Genomic DNA, 17969 nt, shown 5'->3' with positions numbered 1-17969 from the left:
GCCGATTGCCGCGTCCGGCCCCTTCCGGGAGCGGCAGTCCCCGGAGGGAGCGGTGCCGGGGAAGGGGCGCTGCCGGAAGCGGAAGGAAACGGGTGGTGCCAGAACGGGTGACCGGTGGGGAGGTGGTGCCGGAGAGGGGGCGGCTCGGTGAACCGGAGCCCTGGGGCCGTCAGGCATGGGGTGCCGCTCGCGTGCCGTGGGGCGGCCGCGTTCCGTCAAGGTAGAGGATTGTTGAACGATCCCTCAATACCCATGTTGTTTTGTTCTTGTGTCTGCGGTTGAATTTCGGGCATGGCCGAACTCCCCGAACTTGCCGACGATCGCGCGCTCCTGGGGCGCACCAGCACCGCGGAGCGGGTGGCCGACATCCTCAGGACGCGGATCGCCGAGGGCTACTTCCCGCCCGGCACCCGGCTGTCGGAGGACAGCATCGGGGGCGCGCTCGGCGTCTCACGCAACACGCTGCGCGAGGCCTTCCGGCTGCTCACCCACGAACGCCTGCTCACCCACCGCCTCAACAGGGGCGTTTTCGTGCGGGTGCTCACCGTCGAGGACGTCGAGGACATCTACCGCACCCGCCGCCTCGTGGAGTGCGCCGTGGTGCGCGGACTCGACGCGCGCCCCTACGCGCTGGACGCGGTCGCGGGCGCCGTCACGGCCGGCCGGAAGGCCTCCCGGGCCGACAACTGGAAGGGCGTTTCGACGGCCAACATCCACTTCCACCGAGAGCTGGTCGCTTTGGCCGGAAGTGAGCGCACCGACGAGCTGATGCGCAGCGTGCTCGCCGAACTGCGTCTCGCCTTCCACGTCGTGGACGACCCGCAGCACCTGCACGAGCCGTACCTCACGCGCAACGCACAACTCCTGGGCACCCTCGAGGCCGGGCGCCACGACGAGGCCGAAGCGCAGCTCGCCGGGTATCTGGACGACTCGCGGCGGCAACTCGTGGAGGTCTACGGGAGCCGAGTGGCCGCGAACGATCCACAGACCGGTTGAGCGTCCACCACCGGCGCCGGTCGGCCGAGCGCCTGTGCGTGGTTGTCACACCCAGGACCTAGTCTGTGACCGTGACGTCGACAGTAGCTGCCACCACCGCTGCGCCGCAGCTCAGCCGGGGGCCGCGGCCCGCCCCGGGCCCGGCCGCCGACGAGGGCCTGGCGCGCCGCCTGCGTGCCCTCGCCTGCACCGCCCCGCTGCACGACCTCGACACCCGCAAGGCCAACCTGGCGGGGGAGTACTCGATATACGGCATGGCGGAGATCGCGCTCGCCGCCATCGACCTGGTCACCCTGAACATGGACTTCGACACCGGCGCCGATGCCGACCAGGTCGTCTCGCGCCTGCTGCCCCGGGTCGGCGCGCAGGCCCCGCAGCGCCCCGTCGACGAGCACGAGCGAGTGGCCCGCTGGGTCCTGGAGAACCTGATCAACGTCGGCAGTGTCGACCGCGGCTTCCGCGCCGTCTACGGCACGTTCGCACCCGACGGCAGCTACGTCCGCCGTGACTACGACTTCAAGCTCGTCGAAGAGGTCCCCGGCCACGGCGGCGGCGTCCGCCTACGCACCACCGACGAGGCGGTCAACGTCCTGGTGGGCGCCCTCGACACCGACGTCACCAGCGCCCAGATCGCCGCCGAGGTGAAGCTGGAGGTACTGATCAGTCGCGGCCGGCTCGCCGACGCCCAGCTCGCCGCCGAGCAGGCCAGGTACCGCACCGTGCAGTACGCGGAATCGCTGCGCCGCGCCCTGGAGGCCACCCGGCGCAACGTGCGTGCGGTCGACTGGCTGCGCACCGTCCCCGACATGATCGACGAGGCCCTCGTCCACGTCGCCGACCGCTACCGCCACGAGAACGCCATCCTCACCAACATCCGCAAGTCCCGCGACGAGTCCGAGGACCAGGAACACAAGCGCCGCGCCGCCGAACTGGTCGACATCGTCAAGGACTGCATCCGCCGCCACACCCAGTTGCAGTCCCGACTCCTGGAAGCCGGCCCGCTGTTCCGCGCCGAGCAGGACCGCCAGGCCTTCGCCACCCCCTCAGCGCGCGCCGGACTCGACCTGTACGGCCAACTCGTCGCGCCCGTGCTGCCGCTCCCCGTGGCGCAGGCCACCCAGGTCACGGACGCGTGGTTCGCCCGTGGCACCGGGCTGCGCACGCCCGCCGCGGTACGGCTCACAGACCTCGTCGACCTGCTGCTGACGCCGCCGCTGGAGCGTGAGCACCTGGGCGCCGAGATGCCCGAGCCGGATCTGATCGCCACCCCGGACGACAGCCGCTTCACCGAGGAGCAGCTGGCTGCCGCCATGGACCTGCTCGACCTGCCGGCCGACGCCCCGCGCCGGCTGTCCGGCCTGCTCGCCGACGCCCGCCGCAGCGACCCCGAACTGCCCTACCTGGTCGCCCTGCTGGCCGTGCACGCCGCAAGCCCCGCGGTCGGCACCGCCTACCGCCAGGGCGAGCAGCAGCTGCTCTTCGCCGTCGACGACGGCACGGAGCTGGACGACCCGGAGTTCGGCGGCGCCGACCTCATCGTCGGCACGGCCCGCCTGGACGCCGCGGGCATGGCCGCCGACCGTACGGAGGCGGCATGAGGCGGCCCCCACCCGCCACGGCCCCCCGACGCCCCGCACAGCCCCGGGCACGGACACGGACACGGACAAGCATGGGTATGGCGCACGAGCAGTGGGTGCCGGGCGACGGCCGGCGGGGTGCGGACTTCCCCGCGGCACCGGCGGCACCCGCGCCCCCGCGACCCCGTCAGCGCGCGCGTCGCCGCCCGCAGCGGCCGCAGGAGGCGACCGCCCGGGCCGGCACCCACCCGCCCAGCACCCCTTTCGGCAAGGAGCACAGCACGTGAGTGACCACCCCGCAGACGCCGGCGCGTGGGGCGAGTCCCAGGGCGGCCGGCCGGAGGCCGCGGCCACGGCGCCCGTCACCCCCGCCGACGCCGCGGACGCCGCACGGCTGGTCTCCTTCGGCCTCCAGCCGCGGCTGCTGCCCGCCCGCAGCGAGGAGTACACCGAGCTGCTGCGCCGCTACCGCGACGACCCGCCCTTCGCCCGCCTCGCGGACGCGGTGGCCGCCGGCCTTGGCCTGATCGTGCTGGAGGTGTCCCCACGCGCCGGCATGGCGGTGGCCGCCGCCGAGGACTCCGTCTTCGCGGTCCGCATGGGCGACTACGCCCGCCGCGCCGCAACCGACGCCACCGACCGCTTCCTGCACGGGCTCGCCCATCTCGCGGTCGCCGCGCTCGCCTTCCCCCGCCCCGAAGACCTCGCCGACGACGGCTACATCGGCCGCCTCACGGTCAACGGCGTCGATGCCTTCGTCCGGCAGGCCTGCCGCCGCCTGGAGGAACGCGCCGAGGCCCAGGGTGAGAACACCGACCCGGCCACCGACGCCCCGGGACTCGAAGCGGCCTGGCGGGTCTGGGCGCGCCGCAGCGCCACCGGCGCCACCAAGGACGCCCGCCGGCTCGCCGGCTCCACCACCGGCATCGTCGCCAAGGCCGTCGCCTTCCTCGCCGACTCCGGATTCCTCCAGCGCACCGGCGACGACGCCGGGGGCACCTACCGCACCACCGCCCGCTACCAGCTCCAAGTACGCGACATGGCCGGCAGCGCAGCCCTGGCCGAGCTGCTGGACCTGGGCATAGTGCCCGTCACCGACGGCACCGCCACCCTGGTGCCCCCCGACGAAACCGACGCCCTCGCCCCCGACGCCGGCCTGCCGTTCCACGCCTGACCCACCCGCGCCCGGCCCTCCGCCCGGCCCCTAGCGTCCCCCCGGTTCCGCCCCCGAAGCACGAACTCCCCGCCCCGAACGACCAGCCCCGACCCTGATCCCGAGCCCCGAGCCCCGAGCCCCGAGCCCCGACGAGAGTTCCGCCGCCATGTACGAGCTGTCCCGCGTCCGCCTCTACTCCATCGGGCCCGCCGGTGCGCGCTACGCCGACACCGTGCTGGACCTGCGAGGGGTCGGCGAACCGGTGCCGGACCCCGCGCCCACCCAGGCGGAGTTCTTCGAGGACGAGCCGACCGGCCCGCCCCGCCGCCCGGCTCCCGCAGGAGTGCTCTTCCTGGAGAACGGCGGCGGCAAGTCCGTCCTGCTCAAGTTGATCTTCTCCGTCATGCTGCCCGGCCACCGCAACACCCTGGGCGGCGCCAGCTCCGGCGTGCTGCGCAAGTTCCTGCTCGCCGACGACTGCGGTCACGTCGCCCTGGAGTGGCAGCACACCCGCACGGGTGCCTGCGTCGTCGTCGGCAAGGTGAGCGAGTGGCGAGGACGGCAGGTCTCCAGCGATCCACGCAAGTTCGCCGAGGCGTGGTACTCGTTCCGACCAGGAGCCGGCCTCAGCCTGGACAACCTGCCCGTCGCCGAGTCGACCGCCGTGCGCCCGCCCGTCGAGGGCCTGTCCGGCGCCCGCGGCCGGCGACGCACGATGAAGGGCTTCCGCGACGCGCTCACCGAGGCCGACAAGGTCTACCCGCACCTCGACGTGCACTGGGAGGAGATCCACGAACGCTGGACCGAGCACCTCGGCGAGCTCGGCCTGGACCCCGAGCTGTTCCGCTACCAGCGGGAGATGAACGCCGACGAGGGCGAGGCGGCCGGACTCTTCGCGGTCAAGAAGGACGCCGACTTCACCGACCTGCTGCTGCGCGCCGTCACCGACACCCGGGACACCGACGGACTCGCCGACCTCGTCAGCGGATTCGGCAACAAGCTCGGACGGCGCGCCGAGCTCATCGCCGAACGCGACTTCACCGCCGGCTCCGTCGACCTCCTGGGCCGCATCGTCGACGCCGCCGAGGTGCGGTCACGCGCCCGCGACATCCACGCCGGAGCCGAGCGCCGCACCAGGACGCTCGCCCGCCGCCTCGCCGCCCGCGGCACGCAGGAACGCCACCGGGCCACCGAGCTGGCAGGGCAGGTCACCTCGGCCGCCCACACCGTCACCGAGACCGAGCGGACCCGCGAGCGCAGCGCCCTGATCGCGGCGGAACTGGCGTACCGACACGCCTCGCTCGCCCTCGCCGGCGCCGAGAAGGCCGCCGCTGCCCACAAGCGCGAACTCGCCGACGCCCGCACGCTGTACGCGGCATGGCAGGCCGCGGAGGCCGTGCTGCGGCACCGTGCCGCCGCCGATCGCGCGGCCCGCGTCGCCGCCGCCATCCGCGAGGCCGAGCGGGACGCCGCCCCCGCGCTGGCGGCCCGCGCCCAGGCCGCCGGTGACCTGGTGCGCGCCCTGGACGCGGCCGCCGTCGACGCCGAACGGCTGGCGGCCGAAGGCGAGGCGCGTTCCAGCGGACTCCAGGAGACCAGCGAGACCGCACACCGTGACGCCACCGCAGCCGCCACCGAGGCCCAGCGCGCCCGCAGCGAGGCGGACCACCTGCGCCAGCGGCTGGCGGAGGTCGAAGAGGAGACCACCGAGGCGGTGCGCGCCGGTTGGCTCGACGACAGCGCCCCGGACGCCGACCCGGCCCGTGCGGCACTCGCCGCGAGCGACGCGGAGAAGACCGCCGTCGCCGCATGGGACACCGCGCGCGAAGCCGCCCGCCGCACCGCGGAACGCGCCAGGGAAGCGGTCGCCGTGGAGAGCCGCGCCGAGCTGACCGCGGCCCGCGCGTCCGACGCCGCCACCGCCGCCGAGCGCGCCCACCAGGCCGAACTGCGCGCAGCCGAGTCCCTCACCGCCGACCCCCGCGTCACCGCCCTGCTGGGCCTGCCCGGCGCCCTCGTGCCCACCGGCGGCACCATGGGCTCCGAGACCGCCGCCGATTCCGCGGCCGCGGACGGTACCGGCGCGACCGCCGGTCCCGGAAGCACCGGCCGTCCCGCCGCGGCGGGAGACACCGGGGAGCCCGGGGGCACCCGGATCGCCGAGGACATCGGCAGCGCTCCCCATCCCGCCGGGCCCGACCCCACGCACGCCGGCGCGGACCCCGCCGGCCCGCACCCGTCAGCCGCCGCTCCACGTGACCGCACCTCGGGCCCGCTCACCGGCGACGAGCTGGACCGGTGCGCCGACGACCTGGAGCGGCTGCTCGACGAGACGGTGGCCGCCGCCGAGCGGCAGCTGTTCGACCTGCGCACGGCCGCGGCTGACGATGCCCGCATCCTGGCCGCGCTCGGCGACGGCGGGCTGCTGCCGCCCGGGCCCGATGTGCTGGCCACCGTCGCCTACCTCGGTGAGCACGGCATCCCGGCGCTGCCGGGCTGGCGGTACCTGGCCCAGGCCGTCGACCCGGTGGACCACGCCCGGGTGCTCGCCGCCCGTCCCGAGTTGGTCGACGGCGTGATCATCACGGATCCCGGCACCCATGCCCGGGCCCGTGAGGTGCTCGGCGACGCGGCCCTGCTGCCCCGTTCCACCGTTGCCGTCGGTACCGCCGCAGCCCTGCTCGCTCCCGTACCCGCCGGCCCGGACGGCGACGGTGCCGCGATGCAGGGCCCCGACGGGGCTCATGCGGTCTTCCTGGTGCCGCCGAACCCGGCCATGCACGACGAGTTCGCCGCCGACGAGGAGCGCCAGGCGCTACGTGGGCGGGCCGCGCGCCGGGACGAGGAGATCAGGGAACTGGCCGCCCGGCTGGCGGGGGACCGTGAGCTGGCCGCGCGCCTGGTCTCCTGGCGGGCGGCCTGCCCCGCCGGCCGGCTCGCCGAGCTCGCGGCGGCGGCGCACTCCGCGACCGTGTTCGCGCAGGAGGCCGAGGCCGAGCTTGCCGAGGCCCGTACGGCCCGTGCCGAGGCCGAGGAGGCGGCCGCCGAAGCGGCGGCGGCACGGGACGAGCGGCAGGAGGCCGCACAGCTCGCCCGGCGCGCCGCCGACGCCCTCGCCGGACTCGCCTTCCGGCTCCGGGAGCGCTCCGGATGGCAGGCCAGGCTGCGCGAACTCGCCGACGACGCCGTCGAGTCCGAGGCCCGCGCCCAGACCTGCCTGGAGCGTGCCCGTGCCGCCGACGAGGACCGCCGCGCCGCCCAGCGCGCCGCCGACGACGCACACCGCACCGCGCGGGCCCTGCGCGCCGAGCGCGCCGACATCGCAGGCGCCCCGGACGACGTGCTTGCCGACGACCTGCCCGCCGCCGACCGCCCCGCGCGAAGGGACCGGCGGGTCCCGGACCCTGCCACGTCCCTGCCCGCCCTGCGCGAGGCCTACCGCGCCGCCTCCCAGGTGTACGAGAAGGCCGGCGTGGGCGCCGATCTCCGTGCCGAGCAGGCCCGCGCCGAGAGCGACGAGAGCGCGGCACGCGCCGAGCTGGACCGGCTCAGCAACAAGGTGCGCACCCGCGCCGCGCAGCTGTTGCAGTCCCCGGACGGCGCCGACGGCCCGTCCCGGCAGGCCGCGGCGGCCCGCGCGGAGGAACACGTCCAACTCCTGGAGGGACGCGCGACCACGGCGAGCGAGCAGCTGGGCAGGCTGCGCGGCGAAGCCGAGCGGCTGGCTCCCGAAGACGGCACGGCGCACACCGAGCTCCCGGACCCTCTGGAGCCCACCGACGCCGACCACGCCCAGAGCCTGCTGCGCACCGCCACCACCGAACTCAGCGCGCACACCGAGGCGGTGAGCCAGGCACGCGAGGCGCACGCCGAACTCCTCGCCGCCCACCGCGCCGCCGAGGACGCCGCCGCCGGCTTCGACGAGACCGCGGCGCTGCTCCGGGACCTGCTCCGCGACCACCACGATGCGGCCGAGCAGGGCGAGGAACCCGAGCCCTATCAGGGCAGCTTGCAGGAGGCTCGGCACGCGGCCGGCGAGGCACGCCGGTCACTGCGCGGCTGCGCCGCCGACCTGTCCGCGGCTGAGGCCTCGGTGCGCGAGGCGAGCGACGTCCTCGTACGCCATGCGAACGCCACCCGCTACGAACAGGTGCGCACCCCTGCCCGCCAGCAGATCCGGGAGCTGCCCGCTGCCGCACTCCCCGAACACGCGGCCCCGTGGGCGGAGGCCTTCGCGCCCCGGCTGCGTGTCCTCACCGATGAGCTGGCGCAGTTGGAGCGCAACCGCGACAGCATCGTCGACCGGCTGCGCGGCATGGTCGAGCAGGCGTTGGCCACGCTGCGTTCCGCACAGCGGCTGTCCCGGCTGCCGGAGGGGCTCGGCGAGTGGTCAGGACAGGAGTTCCTGCGCATCCGTTTCGACGAGCCCGACCAGGCGACGCTCACGGAGCGCCTCGGCGAGGTCATCGACGAGGCGACCCGGGCCGCCGTCCGGAAGAACTCCGACCTGCGGCGCGACGGGATGTCCCTGCTGCTGCGCGGAGTGCACGCGGCACTCCAGCCGCGCGGCATCAGCGTGGAGATCCTCAAGCCGGACGCGGTGCTGCGCGCCGAGCGGGTGCCGGTCGGCCAGATGGGCGATGTGTTCTCCGGCGGCCAGCTGCTCACCGCTGCCATCGCGCTGTACTGCACCATGGCCGCGCTGCGGTCCAACGACCGGGGGCGCGAGAAGCACCACCACGCCGGCACCCTGTTCCTGGACAACCCGATCGGCCGGGCCAACGCCACATATCTGCTGGAGCTTCAGCGCGCCGTGGCCGACGCCCTGGGGGTGCAGCTGCTGTACACCACCGGGCTCTTCGACACGACCGCACTGGCCGAGTTCCCGCTGGTGATCCGGCTTCGCAATGACGCGGACCTGCGTGCCGGGCTCAAGTACATCAGCGTGGAAGAACACCTTCGCCCCGGCCTGCCCCAGCAGGATCCGGGCGAAGAGGCCATCCACGGGGAGATCACCGCAACCCGTATGTACCGCCGCCCGGCGGGCGCACGGCCCGCCTGAACCCCCTCCGCGTGTGCACCCCTGCCGCGTGCGGGGATTCGCCCCGCACGCGGCGTGCCAGCGCAGGGTCGGCAACCGCCCCACATCGGCCGAAAGGTCGTCCCGGCGGGCACCGACCGCCGCTACGGATGCGATAGCCGACGGGGGCCGCCGCCCGCCTCACGTATCCGTGCGGGACGGGCCTCACGGCGTGCCCTGCGCCGCTCCCGCCGTCGCTGCCGGGCGGAGCTGCTGGGCGCGGAGACCACGCCGTGGCGCTGGTTCCACACCTGGCGGGTGACCCAGACGTCCAGCACTGCCCAGGTGGCGACGACCGTGCTGGCGATGCTGCTGAGCACCATGGGGAAAGCCAGCCACGATCCGGCCATCGTGCACAGGAACGCCGTCATCGCCTGGACCAGCGTCACCGCGACGATGAGGACCGCACGCACCGCCGCGGTGCGCACCGGGTCGGGCAGCCGGCGCTTCCGTGCGGGTTCGTCCTTCCACAGCTGTGTACGGTCCCACTGGCGGCCTTCCGGAGCCCGGCGCGAGGGTGCCGGGGCATCGCCCGGACGCCACCGAGGGTCCTGTGCCGGGCCATCCGCTGCTTCCCGTGCCAAGGCCCTGCCCGGCCCTGCCGTGCCCTTCACAACGTCACTCCCCACCTTCGTCGGACCTTCTTCCGGTACACCCGCGGTTCGTACGGATCAGTCGTATGCGACTGACTTGAATGATGCGGCCAGCTGCCGAGCCGGCCCCACCACGTCTGCCCGGCTTGGCCTGCTTTACGCGAACTGGGAACCTCGCAGCTCCCGATGGCCCCTCCTCAGAGTGAACCCCTTGTCCAGGAAGACGAACAAAGCCTCTCTGAAGATTCCCTACGGATCGAAAAGAATCAGCCAACTGCGGGTGGCGCCCCACGGGGCCGCGTACCCGTCCTGGGCACATCCGCGAACCGTCATCTCCCGTAATGGCCGGACAACTATGGACGACCTGGTCATCCGGTATTTCGGAGTCGACGCTACGGGCCTTCGAGTTGATCGGTGACGAGTAGTAGGCTCGCGCCGTTTGTTGACGTACACCGCATACGCTGTTCACGTACACCCCCGGCCGAAGGGGGCAAGCTGGGGGAGGCCATGCGCTTTCGCGGGAAATCGATCCGCCGGAAGATCGTGGCGCTGTTGCTCGTGCCCTTGGTCACCCTGACCGCGATCTGGGGATTCGCCACGGTCGTGACCGGCCGGGAGGCGCTCCAGCTGCTGGGCCTCGCCAAGGCCGTCGACCAGATGACCTACCCGATCGAGGACACCGCACACGCCATGCAGCGTGAGCGCCGCCAGACGCTCATTTACCTGGCGGATCCACGCGCCTCCGACGTCGAATGGCAGATGCGCAGGAGCCGCACGGCCACCAACACCGCCGTCGCCAAGATGCAGGAGATCGCCAAGGACGACGACGTCCGCGACGGCATGACCAAGGACGCCAAGGAACGCCTGGCCACCCTGACCCACTCGCTCGAGGGGTTGGTGACGCTGCGGCAGAGGGTGGACGGCGGCAGTGTCGACGGCCTGACCGTGCTCGACCTGTACGACGACCTCGTCGACCCCTGCTACGAGCTCCTGGTGTCGATGCAGGGCGTCAACGACGTCGACCTGAGCAAGCAGGGCCAGGCGGTGATCTCCCTGGGGCGCGCCCGCGAGCTGCTGGCCAGGGAGGACGCGGTGGTCTCCGCGGCCCTGGTGGCGAACCACCTCAACCAGAGCGAGATCCGGCTCATCTCCGACCTCGGCGCCCAGCGCAGCCTGCTGTACGCCACCAACCTCCCCTTGCTCCCCGACCACGACGCCGCCCCGTTCAACCGCTACTGGACGGCCCAGGGCACCAAGCCGCTGCGGACGGTGGAGGACGCTCTGGCGAAGGCCGTCCCGGGGACGCCCCGTGCGGTGGACAAGGGCACCTGGAACACCATCGCCACCAAGGCCCTCCTCGATCTCGGGGACATGGACAACACCGCGGTCGACCACTACCAGGACCGCGTCCGGCCGGTGTCCGTGGGCGTCCTCATGCGGGCCGGGGTGGCCGGTGTCCTCGGCCTGGTCGCCCTGCTGTTCTCCCTGATCGTCTCCATACGGATCGGCCGTAGCCTCATCCGGGACCTGCACCAGCTGCGCACGGAGGCGCACGAGGCGTCCGGTGTGCGGCTGCCGGGCGTGATGCGCCGGCTGGCCAGCGGCGAGCAGGTCGACGTGGAGACCGAGGCGCCCCGCCTGGACTACGACAAGAACGAGATAGGCCAGGTCGGCCAGGCTCTCAACACCCTCCAGCGGGCCGCAGTCGAAGCCGCCGTCCGGCAGGCCGAAATGCGGCGCGGTGTCTCCGAGGTGTTCGTCAACCTCGCCCGCCGCAGCCAGGTCCTGCTGCACAAGCAGCTGACGCTGCTGGACAGCATGGAACGCAGGACCGAGGACACCGACGAACTGGCCGACCTCTTCCGCCTCGACCACCTCACCACCCGCATGCGCCGCCACGCCGAGGGCCTGGTCATCCTCTCCGGCGCCGCGCCCTCGCGACAGTGGCGCAAACCGGTCCAGCTGATGGACGTCGTCCGCGCCTCCGTCGCCGAGGTCGAGGACTACGAGCGCGTCGAGGTCCGCCGCCTGCCGCGGTTGGCCGTCATCGGCCCCGCGGTCGCCGACCTCACCCATCTGATCGCCGAACTCCTGGAGAACGCCACCGTGTTCTCCCCACCGCACACCGCCGTGCAGGTGATCGGCGAACGAGTGGCCAACGGCTTCACCCTGGAGATCCACGACCGCGGCCTCGGCATGGCGCCCGACGTGCTGCTGGACGCCAATCTGCGACTCGCCGAGACCCCCGAGTTCGAGCTCTCCGACACCGACCGGCTGGGCCTTTTCGTGGTCAGCCGGCTCGCCCAGCGGCAGAACGTGCGCGTGTCGCTCCAGCAGTCGCCGTACGGCGGTACCAGCGCCATCGTGTTCATCCCCGACTCGCTGCTCACGGACTCCTGGGACGTCACCCGAGACGATCCGGCGTTGTTCGTCGAGGACTCCGGGGGCGCCCCGCTGGAGGCCCCGGTCGGCAGCAAGCCGCTGCGCCGCAAGTCGGTGCGGGACGCGGACCTGCTCGACGGCCCGGTGGAGCTTGAGGCCCCCGTCCCCGCGTCCGGCGGCAAGGCGGAGCTGGCCGGTTTCCCGGGCACCCTGGACGACGAGGACGGCGAGCACGGCGGCATGTTCCATCGGCGCCGGCCGGGCGCCCGCCCGTCGGGCGAGCAGCACCAGCAGGCGTCCGACACCCGTGAGCCCCGTGGCGAAGCCACCCGCCCCGGAGGCCCGGACCGCCCCGGCGGACCGGTGCCGCTGCCCCGGCGCACCACACCCAAGCTGGTCAGCTCGCACGGCCATCCGGTGACGCCGAGCCGGCCGCGGGAGAACGACACCCCGCAGCAGCATCATGCTGCCTCGACACAGGAGGCAGGTGTGCAGAGCGATCTCCCCAGGCGCCGCCGCCCCGCCCAGGCCGCCCTCCCGCAACGGGACCAGCCGTCCGGCTCCACACCGCTGCCGCGCCGGGTGCGACAGGCATCCTTGGCACCGCAGCTCAAGAGCGGACCCGAGCGGCGCACCGAACGCCAGGTCGACGAGGACACCGGCGGCGCACCCGTGGAACGCGACGCGGAAGAGGTGCGCAGGAGAATGGCCTCCATGCAACGGGGCTGGCGGCGCGGCCGCGAGGAGAACACGGCCGGCGAAGACGGCTCCACGAGCTCAGCGCAGGGGACGGGCTCCGAAGACAGGGCGCAGGGGCCCTCCCCCGAGAGCACGGCGCCGGAGACAAGCCCCAAGGGCACAGCGCAGGGAACGACATCTGAGGGGGACGGTCGATGACCGCACCGAAGGCCACCGGCCATACCGAGACACCCGCGGCCGTCGGAGAGCTGAACTGGCTCCTCGACGATCTGGTCCGCCGCGTCGCCAGCATCCGCAAGGCACTCGTGCTCTCCGGCGACGGCCTGCCCACCGGCGTCTCCGAGGAGCTGACCCGGGAGGACAGCGAGCATCTGGCAGCCGTCGCCTCCGGGTTCCACAGTCTCGCCAAGGGCGTCGGCCGCCACTTCGACGCGGGCACCGTCCGCCAGACCGTGGTGGAACTCGACGACGCCTTCCTCTTCGTCACGGCCGCCGGTGACGGCAGCTGCCTCGCCGTGCTGGCCGACGCCGACGCCGACGTCGGCCAGGTGGCCTACGAGATGACCCTTCTCGTCAAGCGGGTCGGCACACATCTGGCGGCCACGCCACGTACCGATCTGCCCGCCGGCGGGTAGTGGGATGGCATGAGCGCAGACGGTCGGGAAACGCCGCACTGGTTCGACGACGATGCCGGACCCGTGGTGCGTCCGTATGCCATGACACGGGGCCGCACCAGCAGTACGGGGCAGCACAGGCTCGATCTCATCGCGCTGGTGCGGACCGAACCCGATGTGGACGACGCGGAGCTGGAGGAGGAGCAGACACTCTCCCCGGAGCATCTGCACATCGTCGGGATGTGCCGTCGGAACCCGCAGTCCGTGGCCGAGCTGTCCGCCGATCTCAAATTGCCGATCGGCGTGGTGCGCGTCCTCATAGGCGACCTTGTCGAGGCGGAGCTGGTGCACGTGACACGGCCGGTGCCGCCCGCTCAGCTGCCGGACGAGAGTATTCTGCGCGACGTGATCAACGGCCTTCGAGCGCTCTGAGCAGCGCGCACGCCGGGAGAGAAAAGTGACAGGCTGGCAGTTCTGGGTCGACCGGGGCGGTACGTTCACCGACATCGTCGCGCGCCGTCCCGACGGTCGCCTGCTCACCCACAAGCTGCTCTCCGACAACCCGGCCCGCTACCCGGACGCCGCGGTCGCCGGTATCCGCGCCCTGCTCGACTCCGCCGAACCGGGCAACGAGGCTGTACCGCCCGCCACGGACGAGGCCGGCGACGCGCGCATCGAGGTCGTCCGGATGGGCACCACGGTCGCCACCAACGCCCTGCTGGAACGCAAGGGGGAGCGCACCGCGCTCGTCGTCACTCGAGGCTTCCGCGACGCGCTGCGCATCGCCGACCAGAGCCGCCCCGCGATCTTCGCGCGCGAGATCGCCCTGCCCGAACTCCTCTACGAGCGGGTCATCGAGGCCGACGAGCGCCTCGCCGCAGACGGCTCCGTGCTGCGCGCCCCCGACCTGGACCGGCTCGAGACCGACCTGCGGCGCGTGTACGACGACGGGATCCGGGCGGTCGCCGTCGTTCTGATGCACAGCCATCTGCACCCGGACCACGAGCGTGCCGTCGGGGCGCTCGCCGAACGCATCGGCTTCTCCCAGATCTCGCTCTCCAGCGAGGTCAGCCCGCTGATGAAACTGGTGCCCCGAGGCGACACGGCGGTCATCGACGCCTATCTCTCACCGGTGTTGCGCCGCTACGTGCGGCAGGTCGCCGACGCGCTGCACGGCGTGCGGCTGATGTTCATGCAGTCCAACGGCGGGCTGACGGAGGCAGGACACTTCCGCGGCAAGGACGCCATCCTCTCCGGGCCGGCCGGCGGCATCGTCGGCATGGCCCGGATGTCGCAGCTGGCCGGATTCGACCGGGTCATCGGCTTCGACATGGGCGGCACGTCCACCGATGTCTCCCACTTCGCGGGCTCGTACGAGCGGGTCTTCACCACCCGGATCGCCGGGGTGCGGCTGCGCGCCCCGATGCTGGACATCCACACCGTCGCCGCGGGCGGCGGCTCCATCCTGCACTTCGACGGCAGCCGGTACCGGGTCGGTCCCGACTCGGCGGGCGCCGATCCGGGACCCGCCTGCTACCGGGCAGGCGGCCCCCTCACCGTCACCGACGCCAACCTGGCGCTCGGCCGTATCCAGCCGGCGCACTTCCCCCGGGTCTTCGGCCCCGGCGGCGACCAGCCGCTCGACGACGCGCTGGTGCGCGACCGGTTCACGGCGCTGGCCCGCGAGATCCGCGAGCAGACCGGAGACGACCGCACCCCCGAGCAGGTCGCCGAGGGCTTCCTGCGCATCGCCGTGGCCAACATCGCCAACGCGGTCAAACGGATCTCGGTCCAGAAGGGCCATGACGTCACGCGCTACGCGCTGACGACGTTCGGCGGCGCGGGCGGCCAGCACGCCTGCAAGGTCGCCGACGCGCTCGGCATCCGCACCGTGCTCGTGCCGCCCATGGCCGGGGTGCTGTCGGCCCTGGGCATCGGGCTCGCGGACACCACCGCCATGCGCGAGCAGTCCGTGGAGACCCGGCTGGCGCCCGGAGCCATGCCGGGAGTGCTCAGGACCGCCGACGACCTGGAAGCAGCAGCCGGCGCCGAGCTGCGCGCCGAGGACGTGCCCGCCGACCGCATCCGGATCACCCGCCGCGCCCAGCTGCGCTACGACGGCACCGACACCGCGCTCACCGTGGAACTCGACACGCCGGACGCCATGGTCCGCGCCTTCGAGGACCGCCACCGCGCCACCTACTCCTTCACGCTGGACCGGCCGATCGTCGTCGAGGCACTCTCCGTGGAGGCCACCGGCCTGTCCGAACTCCCCGACCTGTCCGCCCTCGCCCCCCACACCACCTCCTCCGAGGCCGGGGCCGAAGCCGAGGCCGGGAACGGCGCGGGGCACGCCCCCACCGTCAGCCTCTACACGGGTGACACCTGGCAGGACGTCCCGCTGTACCAGCGCGCCGCGCTGTCGGTGGACGAGACGGTCACCGGCCCGGCCGTCATCGCCGAGTCCGGCTCCACGACGATCGTGGACGACGGTTGGCGGGCCGCGGTGAACGCCGGCGGCCACCTGGTCATGGCACGCGTGGCGGCGCAGCAGGGCTTCGACGCCGGCACCGAGGCCGACCCCGTCCTCCTCGAGGTCTTCAACAACCTGTTCATGTCCATCGCCGAACAGATGGGCGCCCGACTGGAGTCGACATCCCAGTCCGTGAACATCAAGGAGCGCCTCGACTTCTCCTGCGCGCTGTTCGACCCGGACGGCAACCTGGTCGCGAACGCCCCGCACATCCCCGTCCACCTGGGCTCCATGGGCACCGCCGTCAAGGAGGTCATCCGGCGCCGCGGGTCGGGCATGCGCCCCGGCGACACCTACGCCGTCAACGACCCGTACCACGGCGGCACCCACCTGCCCGACGTCACCGTCATCACCCCGGTCTTCGACACCGGGGAACCCGGGCGGGACTCGCAGGCACGGGCGGAGGCGCAGGGGGAGCCGGCGGAACCGCGGATCCTCTTCTACGTGGCCTCGCGCGGCCACCACGCCGAGATCGGCGGTATCGCGCCCGGTTCCATGCCGGCGAACAGCCGCACCATCGACGAGGAAGGCATCCTCTTCGACAACTGGCTGCTCGTGGACGGGGGCCGCTTCCGCGAGGCGGAGACCCGGCGACTGCTCACCGAAGCCCCGTACCCGTCCCGCAACCCGGACACCAACCTCGCCGACCTGCGCGCCCAGATCGCCGCCAACCAGAAGGGCGTCGACGAGGTCGGCCGCATGATCGCCGGCTTCGGCCTGGACGTCGTACAGGCCTACATGAAGCACGTCCAGGACAACGCCGAGGACGCCGTGCGACGCGTCATCGACGCCCTGGAGGACGGCTCGTGCTGCTACGAGACCGACTCCGGCGCCATGATCCGCGTGAAGATCACCGTGCACCGCACGGAGCGCTCCGCCACCATCGACTTCAGCGGCACCGCACCGCAGCTGGCGACCAACTTCAACGCCCCGTTCTCCGTCGTCAACGCCGCCGTGCTGTACGTCTTCCGCACCCTGGTCGCCGACGACATCCCGCTCAACGACGGCTGCCTGCGCCCCCTGCGGGTGATCGTGCCACCCGGCTCGATGCTCGCGCCCGAGCCTCCGGCCGCCGTCGTGGCGGGCAACGTGGAGACCTCACAAGCCATCACCGGCGCCCTCTACCAGGCCCTCGGGGTGCAGGCCGAGGGCTCGGGCACCATGAACAACGTCACCTTCGGCAACGACCGCCACCAGTACTACGAGACGGTGGCGTCCGGCTCCGGCGCCGGCGACGGTTTCCACGGCGCGCCCGTCGTCCAGACCCACATGACCAACTCACGGCTGACCGACCCCGAAGTGCTGGAGTGGCGACTGCCGGTGCTCCTGGAGGAGTTCGCGGTGCGCGACGGCAGCGGCGGGCGGGGCCGCTGGCGGGGCGGGGACGGCGCGCTGCGCCGTATCCGCTTCCGGGAGGCGATGACCGTCTCGACGCTGTCCCAGCACCGCAGAGTGGCGCCGTACGGCATGGCCGGCGGCGCTGCGGGCGCGCTCGGCGCCAACCGGGTGGAGCGCGTTGACGGCACAATCGTCCAACTGAACGGTAGCGACTCGGTAGAGGTGCGTCCCGGAGACGTTCTCGCCATTGAAACCCCAGGCGGCGGCGGATACGGTCCACCGGCGTCCGATCACAGCGAGGCAGGAGAAGACACGGATGATCTTCGGGAGATCTGACCGGGGAGAACCTCCGGTCGCACCCGTCACGCTCAAGATCCTGGTGGCCGGTGGCTTCGGCGTGGGCAAGACCACGCTCGTCGGCGCGGTCAGCGAGATCAAGCCGCTGCGCACGGAAGAGATGCTCAGCGAGGCCGGGCGGCCGGTGGACGACCTCAGCGGGGTGGAGCGCAAGACCACCACCACCGTGGCCATGGACTTCGGGCGGATCACGCTCCGCGAGGACCTGGTGCTCTACCTCTTCGGTACACCCGGCCAGGACCGCTTCTGGTTCCTGTGGGACGAGCTGGCCACCGGTGCCCTGGGAGCCGTCGTCCTCGCCGACACACGCCGTCTGGAGGACTGTTTCGCCGCCGTCGACTACTTCGAGCGCCGCTCGATACCGTTCATCGTCGGGGTCAACTGCTTCGAAGGCGCCGCGCGTTACCCCGCCGATGCGGTGCGGGACGCGCTCGACCTCGACGGGCAGGTTCCGGTGGTGCTCTGCGACGCGCGCGAGCGGGACTCCGTCAAGAACATCCTCATCGAGGTGGTCGAGCACGCCATGCTGATCTCGGCCACGTCGAGAGAGCCGGCGGCGTCGACTCTCAGCTGACCGCGGTCCGGCCTGACCGCAGGGGGAGGATTCGGCCATCCGCGCCGTCGCGGTGCGGCACCGGGTGGCC

At 72.8% G+C, this 17969-nt stretch carries 10 protein-coding genes; 9 read left to right on the top strand and 1 reads right to left on the bottom strand.

The window, feature by feature from the left end; all coding sequences use genetic code 11:
• The first annotated feature begins 291 nt into the window (after nt 1–291).
• The 4 genes from NQO67_RS34030 (at nt 292) to NQO67_RS34015 (ending at nt 8791) form a co-directional block, all read left to right on the top strand.
• Nucleotides 292–996 carry a GntR family transcriptional regulator gene (locus tag NQO67_RS34030; RefSeq protein WP_255954254.1) on the top strand — a complete coding sequence of 235 codons (705 nt, stop codon included), beginning with the start codon at nt 292–294 and terminating at the stop codon, nt 994–996.
• Between the two features lie 71 nt (nt 997–1067).
• Complete coding sequence (locus NQO67_RS34025) at nt 1068–2594, top strand: hypothetical protein (protein WP_255954253.1); 1527 nt, start codon at nt 1068–1070, stop codon at nt 2592–2594.
• A gap of 262 nt (nt 2595–2856) precedes the next feature.
• Complete coding sequence (locus tag NQO67_RS34020) at nt 2857–3747, top strand: hypothetical protein (RefSeq protein ID WP_255954252.1); 891 nt, start codon at nt 2857–2859, stop codon at nt 3745–3747.
• 148 nt (nt 3748–3895) lie between these two features.
• Nucleotides 3896–8791, top strand: a complete 4896-nt coding sequence (locus NQO67_RS34015) for a coiled-coil domain-containing protein (protein ID WP_255954251.1) — start codon at nt 3896–3898, stop codon at nt 8789–8791.
• Nucleotides 8792–8913: 122 nt separating this feature from the next.
• On the opposite strand, the gene NQO67_RS34010 is transcribed toward NQO67_RS34015, so the two are convergent.
• Complete coding sequence (locus NQO67_RS34010; RefSeq protein ID WP_255954250.1) at nt 8914–9438, bottom strand: hypothetical protein; 525 nt, start codon at nt 9436–9438, stop codon at nt 8914–8916.
• A 471-nt stretch (nt 9439–9909) separates the two neighbouring features.
• On the opposite strand from NQO67_RS34010, the gene NQO67_RS34005 reads away from it, so the two are divergent.
• Genes NQO67_RS34005 through NQO67_RS33985 form a run of 5 tightly spaced genes read left to right on the top strand, consistent with a single transcriptional unit; the run spans nt 9910 to nt 17899 of the window.
• Complete coding sequence (locus NQO67_RS34005; RefSeq protein ID WP_255954249.1) at nt 9910–12681, top strand: sensor histidine kinase; 2772 nt, start codon at nt 9910–9912, stop codon at nt 12679–12681.
• Nucleotides 12678–13118 (top strand): roadblock/LC7 domain-containing protein, encoded by a 441-nt coding sequence (locus tag NQO67_RS34000; protein WP_255954248.1) that lies wholly within the window; start codon nt 12678–12680, stop codon nt 13116–13118. The genes NQO67_RS34005 and NQO67_RS34000 overlap by 4 nt, the downstream gene beginning before the upstream one ends.
• A 9-nt stretch (nt 13119–13127) precedes the next feature.
• On the top strand, nt 13128–13529 hold the full coding sequence (locus tag NQO67_RS33995) for a DUF742 domain-containing protein (protein ID WP_255954247.1): 402 nt from the start codon (nt 13128–13130) through the stop codon (nt 13527–13529).
• Nucleotides 13530–13554: 25 nt separating this feature from the next.
• Nucleotides 13555–17304, top strand: a complete 3750-nt coding sequence (locus tag NQO67_RS33990; protein WP_255954246.1) for a hydantoinase B/oxoprolinase family protein — start codon at nt 13555–13557, stop codon at nt 17302–17304.
• The gene (locus NQO67_RS33985) at nt 17285–17899 is read left to right on the top strand and encodes a GTP-binding protein (RefSeq protein ID WP_255954244.1); all 615 of its coding nucleotides are present in this window, start codon (nt 17285–17287) and stop codon (nt 17897–17899) included. Before NQO67_RS33990 ends, NQO67_RS33985 begins: the two co-directional genes overlap by 20 nt.
• Nucleotides 17900–17969 lie beyond the last annotated feature (70 nt).

The organism is Streptomyces odontomachi, from assembly GCF_024435355.1.
In the GTDB taxonomy this organism is placed as follows: Bacteria; Actinomycetota; Actinomycetes; order Streptomycetales; family Streptomycetaceae; genus Streptomyces; species Streptomyces odontomachi.
Note: the sequence above shows the minus strand (reverse complement) of the source record. Positions and strands in the feature narration are given on the sequence as shown.

Coding starts and splice junctions, on each gene's coding strand:
- NQO67_RS34030 (WP_255954254.1), top strand. CDS start 292: ATGGCCGAACTCCCCGAACTTGCCGACGATCGCGCGCTCCTGGGGCGC.
- NQO67_RS34015 (WP_255954251.1), top strand. CDS start 3,896: ATGTACGAGCTGTCCCGCGTCCGCCTCTACTCCATCGGGCCCGCCGGT.
- NQO67_RS34005 (WP_255954249.1), top strand. CDS start 9,910: ATGCGCTTTCGCGGGAAATCGATCCGCCGGAAGATCGTGGCGCTGTTG.
- NQO67_RS34000 (WP_255954248.1), top strand. CDS start 12,678: ATGACCGCACCGAAGGCCACCGGCCATACCGAGACACCCGCGGCCGTC.
- NQO67_RS33995 (WP_255954247.1), top strand. CDS start 13,128: ATGAGCGCAGACGGTCGGGAAACGCCGCACTGGTTCGACGACGATGCC.
- NQO67_RS33985 (WP_255954244.1), top strand. CDS start 17,285: ATGATCTTCGGGAGATCTGACCGGGGAGAACCTCCGGTCGCACCCGTC.